This window comes from Pseudomonas abietaniphila (genome assembly GCF_900100795.1).
In the GTDB taxonomy this organism is placed as follows: Bacteria; Pseudomonadota; Gammaproteobacteria; order Pseudomonadales; family Pseudomonadaceae; genus Aquipseudomonas; species Aquipseudomonas abietaniphila.
On the sequence record NZ_FNCO01000009.1, the window covers coordinates 98399 to 111932 of the forward strand.

General features: G+C 59.6%; 11 protein-coding genes. 6 read left to right on the forward strand and 5 right to left on the reverse strand.

Going from position 1 to position 13534, the window contains the following annotated elements:
* Positions 1–33: 33 nt before the first annotated feature.
* Both BLS87_RS18160 and BLS87_RS18165 read right to left on the reverse strand, forming a co-directional pair.
* The gene (locus BLS87_RS18160) at positions 34–2538 is read right to left on the reverse strand and encodes a phosphoketolase family protein (protein WP_074754145.1); all 2505 of its coding nucleotides are present in this window, start codon (positions 2536–2538) and stop codon (positions 34–36) included.
* 87 nt (positions 2539–2625) lie between these two features.
* Positions 2626–3528 (reverse strand): universal stress protein, encoded by a 903-nt coding sequence (locus BLS87_RS18165; protein WP_074754471.1) that lies wholly within the window; start codon positions 3526–3528, stop codon positions 2626–2628.
* A 318-nt stretch (positions 3529–3846) separates the two neighbouring features.
* Here BLS87_RS18165 and BLS87_RS18170 point away from each other — a divergent pair, with 318 nt between their 5' ends.
* A complete protein-coding gene (locus BLS87_RS18170; RefSeq protein WP_074754147.1) occupies positions 3847–4599 on the forward strand; it encodes a helix-turn-helix domain-containing protein in 753 nt (250 codons plus the stop codon).
* Between the two features lies 1 nt (position 4600).
* Here BLS87_RS18170 and BLS87_RS18175 read toward each other — a convergent pair whose 3' ends face one another.
* The gene (locus BLS87_RS18175) at positions 4601–5530 is read right to left on the reverse strand and encodes a universal stress protein (protein WP_074754149.1); all 930 of its coding nucleotides are present in this window, start codon (positions 5528–5530) and stop codon (positions 4601–4603) included.
* A gap of 272 nt (positions 5531–5802) precedes the next feature.
* On the opposite strand from BLS87_RS18175, the gene BLS87_RS18180 reads away from it, so the two are divergent.
* The 5 genes from BLS87_RS18180 (at position 5803) to BLS87_RS18200 (ending at position 12189) form a co-directional block, all read left to right on the forward strand.
* Positions 5803–6450, forward strand: a complete 648-nt coding sequence (locus tag BLS87_RS18180) for a BON domain-containing protein (RefSeq protein WP_074754151.1) — start codon at positions 5803–5805, stop codon at positions 6448–6450.
* A gap of 179 nt (positions 6451–6629) precedes the next feature.
* Complete coding sequence (locus BLS87_RS18185; protein WP_074754153.1) at positions 6630–7571, forward strand: HlyD family secretion protein; 942 nt, start codon at positions 6630–6632, stop codon at positions 7569–7571.
* Complete coding sequence (gene rbbA / locus BLS87_RS18190; protein WP_074754155.1) at positions 7568–10291, forward strand: ribosome-associated ATPase/putative transporter RbbA; 2724 nt, start codon at positions 7568–7570, stop codon at positions 10289–10291. Before BLS87_RS18185 ends, rbbA begins: the two co-directional genes overlap by 4 nt.
* Positions 10291–11409 (forward strand): ABC transporter permease, encoded by a 1119-nt coding sequence (locus tag BLS87_RS18195; RefSeq protein ID WP_074754157.1) that lies wholly within the window; start codon positions 10291–10293, stop codon positions 11407–11409. The genes rbbA and BLS87_RS18195 overlap by 1 nt, the downstream gene beginning before the upstream one ends.
* Before the next feature lie 75 nt (positions 11410–11484).
* Entirely contained in the window at positions 11485–12189 is a 705-nt protein-coding gene (locus tag BLS87_RS18200) for a VIT1/CCC1 transporter family protein (protein ID WP_074754159.1), read from the forward strand.
* An 83-nt stretch (positions 12190–12272) separates the two neighbouring features.
* On the opposite strand, the gene BLS87_RS18205 is transcribed toward BLS87_RS18200, so the two are convergent.
* Together BLS87_RS18205 and BLS87_RS18210 are read right to left on the reverse strand one after the other, a co-directional pair.
* On the reverse strand, positions 12273–12755 hold the full coding sequence (locus tag BLS87_RS18205; protein ID WP_074754161.1) for a DUF1269 domain-containing family protein: 483 nt from the start codon (positions 12753–12755) through the stop codon (positions 12273–12275).
* Positions 12756–12781: 26 nt separating this feature from the next.
* Positions 12782–13435 (reverse strand): BON domain-containing protein, encoded by a 654-nt coding sequence (locus tag BLS87_RS18210; protein WP_074754163.1) that lies wholly within the window; start codon positions 13433–13435, stop codon positions 12782–12784.
* Between the last annotated feature and the right edge of the window lie 99 nt (positions 13436–13534).

Sequence of the window (13534 nt, forward strand, 5' to 3'; positions counted from 1 at the left end):
CCTCGTTCACCGTGAAGTGAAGCCTGACCGTCATCAGGCGTCGGTGAAGACCTGATCCCTGACATGACCTTCTGCCAGCGGTGGCGGTGACTGCGGCTCACTGAAATCAGGGGTCCAGTGCCAGTTGCGGATTTCCGGCAAGTCTTCGAAATACTCACGAATCCACACGTGATGACGAAGCAGCTGGCTCTCGAAAAACCGGAGGGCCTCCTGAGCCTGGTTCTGCAGGCGCGGTACATGACTCAATGCATCGATTGCCAACTGGTAGCGGCTCATGTTGTTGAGCACCACCATGTCGAACGGCGTCGTCGTGGTGCCTCGGTCACTGAAGCCTCGCACGTGAAAGCGCGCCTCGTTGGCACGCCCGTGAACCATGGAATGGATCACCCATGTCGATCCATGAAAGGCGAACATCACCGGCACGTCATGGGTAAACAGCGCTTCGAAGGACAGATGATCCATGCCGTGAGGGCGATCTTGCGGGGCACTGAGGATGCCCAGATCGATGACATTGACCAGCCTCACCCGAATGCCAGGCACATGTTTCTGTAGCAGCCAACTGGCGGCGACGGCTTCTGTGGTCGGCACATCGCCGGCGCAGGCCAGCACCACGTCAGCTTTCTGGCCGTGGTCATTGCTCGCGAACGACCAGATCGATGCGCCCTGAGAGCAATGCTTGAGCGCGGCGTCGACATCCAGCCACTGAAATTCCGGCTGTTTGCCGCAGGTCACGACGTTGATGTAGTTGCGGCTGCGCAGACAGTGATCGAAGACATTGACCAGGCAGTTGGAATCCGGCGGGTAGTACACGCGCACCACGTCCGCGCGACGCTGCAAGACGTTATCGACAAAGCCGGTGGACTGGTGGCTGAAACCGTTGTGATCGTTACGCCAGGCATGACTGGTGATGAGGATATTCAGTGAAGCCAATGGCCGGCGCCACGCAAACTCCTTGCTTTGCTGCAGCCATTTGGCGTGCTGGGTGACCATTGAGTCGACCACCTGGGCGAACGCCTCATACGTGGACCACATGCCGTGTCGACCGGTGAGCAGGTAACCCTCCAGCCAGCCTTCGCACAGGTGCTCGCTGAGCACCTCCATGACCCGGCCTTCAGGGGACAAGTGATCGTCGATGGACAGACAAGGTCCCGGTGCGAGGCGATTGCTGGCTTCGAACACCGCATTGAGGCGGTTCGAGTTGGTTTCATCCGGGCCGAACACCCGGAAGTCGTGGGGGTTGTAGCGCATCACGTCACGCAGGTACTCGCCCAGCTTGCGGGGCGCTTCGGCAATGACCTCGCCGGGAGCCGGCACCTCCAACCCATAATCGGCGAAGTTCGGAAGATCCAGCGCCACCAGCATTCGGCCGCCATTCACATAGGGAACCGCGCCCATGCGTAAATTGGCCGGTGGAGTCAGGGCTTGCAGATCCGGCAACAACTCGCCGCGCTCGCTGAACAGCGAGTCCACCCCGTAACTGCGCATCCAGGCTTCCAGTTGCTGAAGATGCTCGGCGTTGGTTTTGACGTTTGCCAACGGCACCTGATGGGCCCGAAACGTGCCTTCCACCGGCAGCCCGTCAACCACTTTGGGCCCCGTCCAGCCTTTGGGGCTGCGCAGGATGATCATCGGCCAGCGGGCACGAACCGGCCCCGTTTCGTGTCTGGCCTGGGCCTGTATTCGCAGAATCTCGTCGTGACAGGCGTCCAGTGCGGCGGCAAATCGCTGGTGCATGCCGGGCAGGTCATCGCCGGCCACTATCAAAGGCTGATAACCACGGCCCCTGTAGAGTTCGATCAGGTCTTCGTCGGGCAATCGTGCCTCCACCGTCGGCCCGGAAATCTTGTAGCCATTGAGGTGCAGGATCGGCAGCACCGCACCGTCGCGACGTGGATTGAGAAAGTGAATGCTCTTCCAGCTGCCCTCCAGCGGACAGGTCTCGGCCTCGCCATCACCGATGACACAGGCCACCAGCAATTCCGGGTTATCGAACACCGCGCCGAAGGCATGCAACAGTGAATACCCCAGCTCCCCGCCTTCGTGCATTGAATTGGGCGTGTGCGGACCACAATGGCTCGGCACCCCGCCAGGCGTTGAGAAACTGCGGAAAAAGCGCAGCACCCCGTCTTCATCGCGACCGATCTCAGGGTGAACCTCACTGTATGTCCCCTCCAGCCAGGCGCAAGCGTTCATGGTCGGACCGCCGTGGCCCGGCCCGGAAATAAACACGACCTGGGCATTGCGCTGGCTGATCAAACGGTTCAGGTGCACGTAAATAAAGTTCTGCCCGACGGACGTTCCCCAGTGCCCCAGCAACCTGGGTTTTATGTGCTCAGCCAGCAGAGGCTCACGCAGCATGGCATTGGCCTGCAGGTAAATCTGCCCGACACACAGATAATTCGCCGCGCTCCAGTATCGATGCAGACAGGACAGCAGTTCCGAGCTCAAAGGGCCAGCCTGCCCCGTGTCTGCCCTGGCCATAGGTGACAAGTCGTTCGAAAGTTCGGCGCTGGAGAGCGTTGCGTTAAACCGGTACATGGTTACTCCGGGGAAGTGAGTCAACGCACAGGTTGCCGTTGGCTGGAGCGTGTCGGGATTCACAGACATACCCTGCACCTGAGCGATTCATTCCGATGCTCGGTGCTCGCTGCTCCGAGGGTTGACGACCAGCAAGCTGCTCGGCATGTGATAGGCCACCTGCTCCGTAGTACTGCCCAACAGGGCGCTCAAGCGATTACGGTGCACCGTTCCCATGACGATGACATCAATGCTTTCGGTCTCGGCAAACGCGCGAATCACCTTGGCCGGATAGCCCATCACCAAGTGCTTGCACTCATCGGGCACACCAAACTGCGCGGCCAGTGTGTTGAATGCGCCTTCCTCGGCTTCATAAAGGGTCTGTGCTAAGTCCGAGCTGAAACCCACCGCGTCCTGCGAAGCGAAAACAGAGGTCAGGTCGTAGGCGTAGATCAGATGCAACTGCGCATCGCATTGCGCGGCCAGTTTCTCGGCATGGGTGATGATCGCTTCATTGATCCCCGCGAACTGATCATCGGGACCGAAGGTGTCCACCGCCGCCAACACCCTGCGTGGCAGGGCATGGGTCACCTTCGACACAAGATGCAACGGGGCCGGGCAATCATGCAGTAAACGCAGATCCAGAGAGGTGAAGAGCATGCGCATCAACCAGGATTCCTGTTCAAGATCTTTGATGACCAGCGACGGATTGATTTCACGGATGTGCACCATGATTTCTTCAAGCGGTTGCGCGACCCAAACCACCTCCGTCGTGACCTGCACGCCCTGATTTCGTATCGAATGGGCTTGTTCCTCTAGCCATTCACGGTGCCGTAACAGGTAACCCTCGCGCATTTCTCTCAGCGCCCTCTCGTTGACCAGGCCGGCAGTGGCAAGGCCGTCCACGTAATCAAAGGCGACGATATGCAACGCCGCGTCCTTGGCGTGAGCCAGCGCCGCTGCGCGATCAAAGGCGGGTGTTTTGTTCATTAACGGCGAAGCGATCAGCATCAGACGCTCTGGTTCGAACACGGCGCACCTCCAATCAGCAAGAACGGCAACCACAGGCTCCACACATGGGGTGTGGGCGATTGCTTTCGATTCTCGGTGGCCGATCAGAAGCTCGCTTGATTTACATCAAGGACGGTGCAGAGATCGGAGAACAACGGGAGATGCGGCCAGTTGTCCGACAATCTCTATCCGTTCGCGTGGAACAGCTGCTAATTCGCTGGCTTTGTCTATTTCCACCGCCCCGCTCATCCACATTCCAAATGCCTGCTGTCAGTGCTGGTCCGGCACGCCTATGCTGAATTGAATAAGGAGATTCCCATGAGCGCCCATCTGGCCGCTGTCCCCGATCTGTTTCTCAAGGCTGAGTGCGCCAATTGCGGTGTTCGTGAGATGTGCCTGTCGATGGGTATGAGTGTCATTGATACCGATCGTTTGTCCGCCATCATTCCCCAGCCCCTGAAGGTCAAGAAAGGCCAGGCGCTTTATCACGCAGGTGATGCGCTGCGATCGCTTTACGCCGTGCGCTACGGCTTTTTCAAGACGACGATTTCCTCGCACGACGGGCGCGATCAACTGACCGGGTTTCAGATGTCGGGAGAATTGCTGGGCTGCAATGCGATCAGCAACAATCGCCACGTGTGTGACGCCATCGCGCTGGAAGACAGTGAAGTGTGCCCCATTCGTTTCACCCACTTGGAACGGTTATCCCGCGAGCTGCCTTCTTTGCAGCACAACCTCAACCGCGCTCTGAGCGGAGAGATCGTTCGTGATCATGAGATGTTGCTGCTGATGGGTAATCTCAACGCGGAAGAGCGCATGGCCGCGTTTCTGCTTAACCTGTCGGGTCGAATGGCCAACCGAGGCTACTCCCCCACCGCCTTCGTGCTGCGCATGACCCGGGAAGACATCGGTTCCTACCTTGGATTACGCCTTGAAACGATCTGTCGCGCCATCGCCAATCTGCGCGACCACAGCATTGTCAGAATTTCCGGACGCGCTGTGGAGATCCTTGACCTCAAACGCCTGGATGCGTTGATAAACGGCTGTGGCTGCGGACCGAAAACGCTCTGAATCAGCAGCCCATCTCCAACGTGTCGGCCTTGACGATCAGAACGCTGCAAGGCGCGTGCGTCAGCACCACTTCTGCCGTGTCACCCATGACCCTTTCCAGACCATGGCGCGGCAACGTCCCCATCACCAGCAGATCAAAGTCGTTTTGTCGGGCGAACGCTTCGAGCGTCGGCTGTGGAGTACCGGTCATGAAATGGCGACGCCGCGCCGCGATCCCATGCTGCGTGCATAACAGCGAAAACGACTCTTCGTGTGCGTCGCTTAAGGCTTCCTGAAACCCGGACTCCACAGGCATGGCGCCCATCATGGTCGCGCCCGACGCATAAATCGCAGCCCAATCGTAGACATATAGCACGTGCAGTACGGCATGACATTGGGCCGCCAGCCGGGTCGAGACCTTGAGCAGGTGATCGTTCAGGCGCAGGTCGGCGTCATTGGAGCGGTAGAGATTGACTGCTGCCAGCATCTTGACCGGCAACGGGTGCGTGGAACGGGTCACCAGTTGCACCGGGCACGGGCAGTGGCGCAACAACTCCCAGTCCAGAGGGGTGGAAAACAGCCGCTGTAGCGAGGGTTCATGGTGAACGTCCTTGATCAGCATGCTGGGCCGTTCAGCCCTGACACAGTGCAGTATTTCGTCGAACACATGGCCCGTCCACAGCATCTGCACAGAAACATCAAGGCCCCTGCTGCGCTCTTCTTCGACCTGCGAATCGAGCCAGCCCTGATAAGACTGCAAGTGCGCGTCGCGCAGTTTCGCCAATGCGCGAGGCTCGAAAAGCCCCATGACCTCCAGCAGATTGACGTGGTCCAGAGCCACGATACGCAAGCGGGCACCGCTGGCCCTGGCTAACGCAACCGCTCGCTCGAACGCAGGCGTACGCGCTGGTTTCGACGAGGCGATTAATAAAAGGTACGGAGAGTCGTCCATGCAGACCTCACTCGTTATCTCTCTGGGCTGAACAACGGCGGCCACTCATCAGTGATGAACAACCTGTCAGGGCTTTGCGCCTTGGGTGAAGTGTGGACGTGCACCGGGCTCTGAACCTGATGTAGATCAAAGAAGCCATCTGCATCGCCAGGCACCTAAAGCGTCTTTCCCTGACAAACCTCAATGTTTGATTTCCCTGCGAGCGCTCAATAAGCACAGCGCGGCTTCGGGTGAATGGGCCGCGCCGATTGCTTGCAGCCAGAGGATTAACCATGAACGACTTGACCTTACGCCGACGCATCCTGGATGAGCTTGAGTTTCTGCCCCACATCGATGCCGGCGCCATCGGCGTCACCCTCGAGAACGGTGTTGTCATCCTGAGTGGGCATGTGAAGACCTACGCCGAAAAAATAGCCGCGGAACGCGCCGTCAAACGCGTGAAGGGCGTGCGGGCCGTTGCCGAGGAACTGAAAGTGAGGGTGGACAGTACGCAGGGCTTCGAGGACGACGTGATTGCATCACGGTGCCTGGACCTGCTGCGCTGGAACAGCGTCGTGCCCGACGAACAGATACAAATCAAGGTACAGCAGGGCTGGGTCACGCTCGAAGGCGACGTGGAGTGGCAGTATCAGAAAGAGGCCGCGCAAAACGCAATACAGAAACTGGACGGCATTACGGGCCTCAACAACCTGCTGGTCATCAAACCCAGACTCGACATCCAGGACATCAAGAAGCTGATCGAGGACGCGCTGGCGAGAAGCTCGGACCTGGACGCCAGCAAGATCCACGTCTCTGCAGACGGCAATCAGGTCAAGCTTGAAGGGACTGTCAATCGATGGCTTGAACGCAAGGCCGTCGAGCATGCTGCCTGGGCTGTGCCTGGCGTCAAGAATGTCGAAAACCATCTGCTCATTACCTGACTGGGCACGGCATGCCATTGCACACTGATCTGGATGCGGCGCCGAACGTGGTGCCCTTGCCCCTCGGGCGACAGGCGCCTGAAACTCCTGACGAGGGTCAACCGGCACCCACCGTCACACCCGCACACCCCCCCGTGGAATCCGGGGGCAATGCCGGGCGGACAAAACATCGCAGGCTGATGATCTCGGTCGGGGTGATGTTCATTCTGATGCTGGCGGGAGCTGTGTTTGCCTACTGGCGCTGGAGTCACCCTGCCCTCTCAGCGGATTTCTATGTCGCCAACGGCCGGCTGGAAGCCACAGAGGTGCAAATCGCCAGCAAGACCGCCGGCCGCCTCGCTCAGGTACTGGTGCACGAGGGCGATAGGGTCAGCACCGGACAACTGCTCGCGCGGATGGACACCCGCACGCTTGAAGCGCAGCTTCGCCAGGCACAGGCGGGTGTCTCAGCGGCACGCCAGAACGTTGCCGTCGCTCAGGCCACCGTGCAACTGCGCCAGGCCGAGCAACGGCTGGCGGGACAGGAGCTCAACCGTGCGCGGCAGATGTTCGAGCGTGGCTATTACAGCGCTCAGTTGCTCGATCAGCATCAAGCGCAATTCGACACGCGCACTGCAGCTGTCAGGTCCGCCAGCGCTCAAGTGCAAGCCCTCCAGGCGACCATTGCCGAAGCCTTGGCAAACGCCGCGAGCCTGCAAAGCGAAATCGACGACAACAGCCTGCGCGCGCCCATCGACGGTCTGATTCAGCTGCGCATGGCCGAACCCGGCGAAGTATTGGGTGCAGGCGGGCAAGTATTCGTGCTCATCGACCTTAGCGACCAATACATGAACCTCTACCTGCCAGCCGCTACCGCGGGCAAGCTGACCGCCGGCGATGAGGCGAAAATCGTTCTGGATGCCCTCCCCGGTCAGTCATTGCCGGCGCGCATTACCTTTGTCGAAGACAAATCCCAATTCACGCCCAAAGAAGTGGAAACACAAGACGAGCGACAAAAGCTGGTATTTCGTGTCAAGGCACGCCTGGTCAGTCCTGCCGACACACCGCAGGCAAAACCCGGGATGCCTGGCCAGGGCTACGTGCGAACAACAACCGCGGTCTGGCCGGCTACGTTTCCATGACAGACGCGGCGATCAGGGTCAGCGGACTGAACCACGCCTATGGCGCACAGAATGCGTTGACCGACATCAACCTTGAACTGCCGCGCGGCATACGCTGTGGTCTGATCGGCCCCGACGGCGCTGGCAAGTCGACATTGCTGGGCCTGATCGCCGGGGTCAAAAAACTGCAAACCGGTCAACTGTGGGTGCTGGACGGTTCGATCAGCGACGTCGCCCACCGCGCCACGCTGTACGCCCGCATTGCGTTCATGCCTCAGGGTCTTGGTAACAATCTGTATCCGGACTTGAGCATCGCCGAAAACGTGCGCTACTTCGCGGCGTTGTTCAGCCTTCACGGGCAAACCACTGAGGCGCGACTGAACGACCTGCTGGCAGCCACCGACCTCGCACGTTTCAAAGACCGACCCGCCGGCAAGCTCTCGGGAGGCATGAAGCAAAAGCTGGGCCTGTGCTGTGCGCTGATTCACGAACCCGACCTGCTGATTCTCGATGAGCCCACCACCGGCGTAGACCCTCTTTCACGTCGGCGTTTCTGGGAATTGATCGATCAGGTGCGCGCTCTTCGCCCGCAACTGACGTTGCTGGTGGCGACGGCCTATATGGAAGAGGCCGAACAGTTCGAGCAGTGCCTGATGCTCGACCAAGGACGGATCATCGCATCCGGCTTGAGCGCCGAGCTGGCGGCGGCCACATCCAGCGGCAAGCTTGACGATGCCTTTACCCATTTTCAGGGCGGGACGAGAAAGGCCTGGCAGGCGTCGCCAACGGTCAAAAGACAGGAGACCGGACCGCCGCCAGTGGCCATTGCCGCCACCGGCCTGACCCTTCGATTCGGCACTTTCACGGCCGTGGATAACGTCAGCTTCTCGATCAAGCGGGGGGAAATCTTTGGTTTTCTGGGCTCCAACGGCTGCGGCAAAACGTCGACGATGAAGGTACTCACCGGACTGATTCCTGCGACTCAGGGCACCGTGGAGTTGTTGGGCAAACCAGTGAATGCACGCGATCTGGACACCCGTAAGCGCGTCGGCTTCATGTCTCAGAGCTTTTCGCTTTACGGCGAACTGACCGTGCGTCAGAACCTGGACCTGCACGCACGCCTTTACGATATGCCCAAAGCCAGGAGCGCGGCCCGCATCAAGACGTTGCTGACGCGCTTTGAATTACTTGATGTCGCGGCACAAGCCTCCGGCCCGTTGCCGTTGGGCCTGCGTCAGCGCCTTTCGCTGGCGGTTGCGGTGCTGCACGGCCCACAGGTGCTGATCCTTGATGAACCGACCTCGGGCGTGGACCCGGCGGCTCGGGACGCGTTCTGGCTTTTGCTGACCGAGCTGTCCCGGGACGAAGCCGTGACGATCTTTCTGTCGACCCACTTCATGAATGAAGCCCTGCGCTGCGACCGGATTTCGTTCATGCACGCCGGCAAAGTGCTCGCCTGTGGCACACCGGCGCAACTGCAACAGCAGTATGCAGCAGCGACGCTTGAACTGGCGTTCATTGCCTGCCTCGAAAAAGCCCAGACGCCAGACGCTCCGTCAGTCTCCAAAAGCAAAGTGATCGCCAACGATGAGGCGCCGATACCCACCCGCCAGGGCTTTCGCTTGCGTCGTCTGCTGGCCGTCGCGGGTAAGGAGACGCGGGAATTACTGCGCGACCGGGTGCGCCTGACGTTCGCCTTCGTGGGCGCGTTGTTCATGATGGTGATCTTCGGCTTCGGCATCTCGCTGGATGTAGAGAACCTGGCGTTCGCCGCGTTTGACCAGGACCAGTCGCCGCAGAGCCGCGCCTACCTTGAGGCTTTTCGTGGCTCTCGTTACTTCTCTGAACTAGCCCCCATTCATGACCCTGCCCAGTTGCAGCAACGCCTGCAACGCTCCGAGATCAAGCTGGCGCTGGAAATCCCGCCGGGGTTCGGCCGTGATCTGTACGCCGGGCGCCAGCCAGTGGTGGCGGCGTGGCTGGAAGGCGGCATGCCGTTTCGTGCCGAGACCGCGCGCAATTATGTCGAGTCCGTACACGCGTCGAACCTTGAGCAATTGCGTGCGCTGAACAGCCACGACAAGGCCCCTCCGCCCGCAGCGACCCTGCAGGTTCGTTTCCGCTACAACCAGGATGTGGTCAGCGTCAACGCCATCGGCCCCGGCGTCATGGCACTGATTCTGGCGTTCATACCGGCGATGCTCACGGCGTTGGGCATCGTGCGGGAGAAAGAGCTGGGGTCGATCACCAATTTCTTCGCGACACCGCTTTCACGCCTCGAATTTCTGCTGGGTAAACAGATGCCCTATGTCGTGATCAGCCTGATCAATCTGTGCCTGCTGACGGCAATGAATCGATGGCTGTTTCAGGTCCCCTTCAAAGGCAGCCTGCTGACACTGGCCTTGGGCGGGCTGCTGTATGTGCTGGCCACGACCAGTATGGGGCTGTTGATTTCGGCGTTCACGCGAACGCAGATTGCCGCCATTCTCGGCACGATGATTATCACCAGCCTGCCGACCATTCAGTTCTCGGGACTGATCGTCCCTCGCTCATCACTGGAAGGGGCGGCAGCGATCATGGGCGCGCTGTTCCCCGCCGGAGATTTTCTGGACATCGCCGTGGGCACCTTCACCAAAGCCCTCGATATCAGGCAACTCTGGCCCCAATGCCTGGCGTTGGCGGGATTCTTCCTGGCATTCAGCGGGATCAGCCTGTTCATGCTGAAGAAGCAGGAGCGGTGATGAACAAAACCGCGCATGTCTTCTGGTTGGTGCTCAAGGAACTCACCAGCCTGCGTCATGATCGGGTGCTGCTGCTGTTTCTGGTGTATGCGTTCAGCGTGGCAATCTACATGCCCGCCGCAGGTTCAGTCATCGGCGTCCACCACGCCAGCGTGGCGATTGTCGACGAGGACCGCAGCTACCTGTCACGGCAAGTATCGGCCGCCTTGCTGCCGCCGGAGTTTCAGCACCCTGTCCTGCTGCCGTACGATCAGTTGGATGCGGCCATGGATACTGGGCGTTACACCTTCATCATCGATGTCCCGCCGCACTTTCAAACCGATCTCAATGCCGGGCGCGGCCCCACGCTACAGATCAATGTCGATGCCACGGCGATGAGCCAGGCGTTCATGGGCGCAGGGTATATCGCTCGCATCTTCGAAAAGGAGCTTGAGAATTATCGCTCCCGGGGCCATGACACGTTGACGCCGCCGATCAAGCTGGTGACCCACTCCCTATTCAATCCGAACCTGAACGGCGGGTGGTTTCTGGCGGTGATCCAGATCGTCAACAACATCACCATCATGGCCATCGTGCTTACCGGGACTGCGCTGCTCCGAGAGCGCGAACACGGAACACTGGATCATTTGCTGGTCATGCCCCTTACCCCGTTTGAAATCATGCTGTCGAAAATCGGCAGCAACGCGCTGGTCGTGGTGGGCTGTACCGGGTTGTCGCTGGAGGGTGTGGTCAGATACGCACTGGGCGTGCCGCTCACCGGATCGATGACGCTGTTTCTTTGCGCCACTGCGACCTATCTGTTCGCTGCCAACTCACTGGGGATTTTCCTCGCCACGCTGGCGCGTTCAACGCCTCAATTTGGACTGCTGGCGATCCCTGTCATCATACCGATGCTTCTGCTGTCAGGCGGCAGCACGCCACTGGAAAGCATGCCGGTCTGGTTGCAGTGGGCGATGCAGCTCTCGCCCTCCACCCACTTCGTCAGCCTCAGCTCGGCGATATTGTTCCGCGACGCGGGTCTTGATCTGGTGTGGCCGGACCTCCTCGCACTGGCGGCTATCGGGTCTATTTTCTTTGGGTTCACGTTGCTGCGGTTTCGTTCCAGTCTCGCTTCCTGATGAAGGTCACCCATCTACACCGTCACCTGCAAACCCCTGACACAACGAATTTCTCCCTGCCTAACGGGTCATGCCATGAGCACATTCACCCAGCGTCACGCCGAAACCCACAACAGCAGCCGTATTGGCTGGCTCAGAGCGGCAGTGCTTGGAGCAAACGACGGCATCGTCTCGACGGGTAGCCTATTGATAGGGGTTGCGGCCGCCGGCACAACGCACCAGACCCTCATCGTGACGGGCATCGCGGGGCTGGTGGCGGGCGCCATGTCCATGGCTGCCGGGGAATATGTTTCAGTACACGCTCAAGCCGATACGGAGCACGCCGACCTGGCCCGAGAGCAGAAGGAAATCAATACGGCGCCTGAGGCTGAAAACCGCGAGCTGGCGCAGATCTATGTCAAACGCGGACTCGAACCTGCGTTGGCCACGCAAGTGGCTACTCAGCTGATGGCGCACGATGCGCTGGGCTCCCACGCCCGTGATGAACTCGGCATCTCTGAAGCGCTGAGCGCCAAGCCGCTCTCCGCGGCGTTCGCGTCGGCAATGAGCTTCGTGGTAGGCGCCATTTTGCCGGTGGTGGTCACGCTGCTGGTATCACTGGAGCAGGTCATCCTCTGGGTGTCGCTGATGTCCCTGATTTTCCTGGCGGTGCTCGGTGCAATCGCTGCAAAGGCCGGCGGCGCCTCTCTGCTGCTGGGTGCCTGGCGCGTGACGTTTTGGGGCGCGCTGGCGATGGTGATCACGGCGCTGGTGGGCCGGCTGTTCGGCGCGGTCGTTTAGCCACGTATGGAGCGTTAGATGACTGCCCACAAAAAACGCGACTGGCTGGCAATCGGGCTGATCAGAGCAGATCCGGATATGAGTCAGTGATCGAGCACCGAGCGGGCGTGGGCAATGTCGTCGGCACTGCCATGCACGATCAAGACATACTTGTCTGCCTTGAGCGCCGTGTCGTACTTGATCACATCGTCTTTGCTGGCACCGATACTCATGAACGCCGCCCCCAAGGCGGACAGACCACCCACCACCGCGGCGCCCTCAAGCGCGCCCACCAGCATCGTGACAAACGGCCCTGCCAGAGCAATGACACCCAGACCAGGTAGAAAGAACACTGCAGGCGCGGCCAGCAAGCCCCAGATACTGCCCCAGAAAACCCCCATGCTGCCCCATGTTTTCATCCGGTCACCGACGGTGTAGAAGCCCATGGGATGTTCTTCACTGTGATATCCCTTGCCAACGATCGACAGCTTCTTAACGTCGAAACTGGATTTGCTCAGCGAACGGATAGCGGTCTCCGCTTCGGCATGAGTATTGAAAATGTAGGTGTAGGAACTTTGCGCAGTCATGACTCTATTCCTTGCAGTCAACTGCATTAATAGGAAACGACGATATTGTTCACCACGTCCTGAACCCCGGCGGTACTCCAGGCGGAATAACGAGCCAGCTCTCGCTCAGGCCAGCTCTTGACTGTGCCGCTCAGGGTCACGTCTGCGCCTTTGACCTCAACCCGAATAGTGGCCGCGTCAGCGATAGCACGGCGTTTCAATGCTGCTTCAATGTCCGATTTAACGCTGCTGACCGATACCTTCGGCTTGAGCACGATGTTGTTGCTCAAGCCTTTTACGCCGGTCAGATCCCGCAGCGCATTAAACGCCGCCTGACGCTGATACTCCCACTCAAGCTCACCGGAGAGGGTCAGCCAGCCGTCCTGAACAACGACCTTCACTGCGTTATTGGGAAAAAAGGTTTTCCACTGCAAAGCGTTGGCCGCCGAGGCGGCGATCTCGGGGTCGGTGCGCTGGTGCAGACCTGGCAGTTTGACTTCCATTGTCAGCGCCATGGCTCTGACTCCCGATACTCGCTCTGCCGCCTTTTCCGCGTTCCACTTTTCGGCGTAGGTGTCGACCTGGCCTGCCAGCGTTACCACACCGTCCTTGACTTCCACACCGATCTGCTCGGCATTGACCGAAGGTTCCCAACGTAACTCCGAAATAACATCATCTTTCAACTGCCTGTCCGTTTTCATGGTTCATGCCTCTGCTTGATCAAGGAGGTGCCAGGGCGGCGCGCTAGCCGTCCGCGGCCACTGAAACCTATACCTCGTGTCACGGAGCCGACAGCCTCG

Coding starts and splice junctions, on each gene's coding strand:
- BLS87_RS18160 (WP_074754145.1), bottom strand. CDS start 2,538: ATGTACCGGTTTAACGCAACGCTCTCCAGCGCCGAACTTTCGAACGAC.
- BLS87_RS18165 (WP_074754471.1), bottom strand. CDS start 3,528: ATGCTGATCGCTTCGCCGTTAATGAACAAAACACCCGCCTTTGATCGC.
- BLS87_RS18170 (WP_074754147.1), top strand. CDS start 3,847: ATGAGCGCCCATCTGGCCGCTGTCCCCGATCTGTTTCTCAAGGCTGAG.
- BLS87_RS18175 (WP_074754149.1), bottom strand. CDS start 5,530: ATGGACGACTCTCCGTACCTTTTATTAATCGCCTCGTCGAAACCAGCG.
- BLS87_RS18180 (WP_074754151.1), top strand. CDS start 5,803: ATGAACGACTTGACCTTACGCCGACGCATCCTGGATGAGCTTGAGTTT.
- BLS87_RS18185 (WP_074754153.1), top strand. CDS start 6,630: ATGATCTCGGTCGGGGTGATGTTCATTCTGATGCTGGCGGGAGCTGTG.
- rbbA (WP_074754155.1), top strand. CDS start 7,568: ATGACAGACGCGGCGATCAGGGTCAGCGGACTGAACCACGCCTATGGC.
- BLS87_RS18195 (WP_074754157.1), top strand. CDS start 10,291: ATGAACAAAACCGCGCATGTCTTCTGGTTGGTGCTCAAGGAACTCACC.
- BLS87_RS18200 (WP_074754159.1), top strand. CDS start 11,485: ATGAGCACATTCACCCAGCGTCACGCCGAAACCCACAACAGCAGCCGT.
- BLS87_RS18205 (WP_074754161.1), bottom strand. CDS start 12,755: ATGACTGCGCAAAGTTCCTACACCTACATTTTCAATACTCATGCCGAA.
- BLS87_RS18210 (WP_074754163.1), bottom strand. CDS start 13,435: ATGAAAACGGACAGGCAGTTGAAAGATGATGTTATTTCGGAGTTACGT.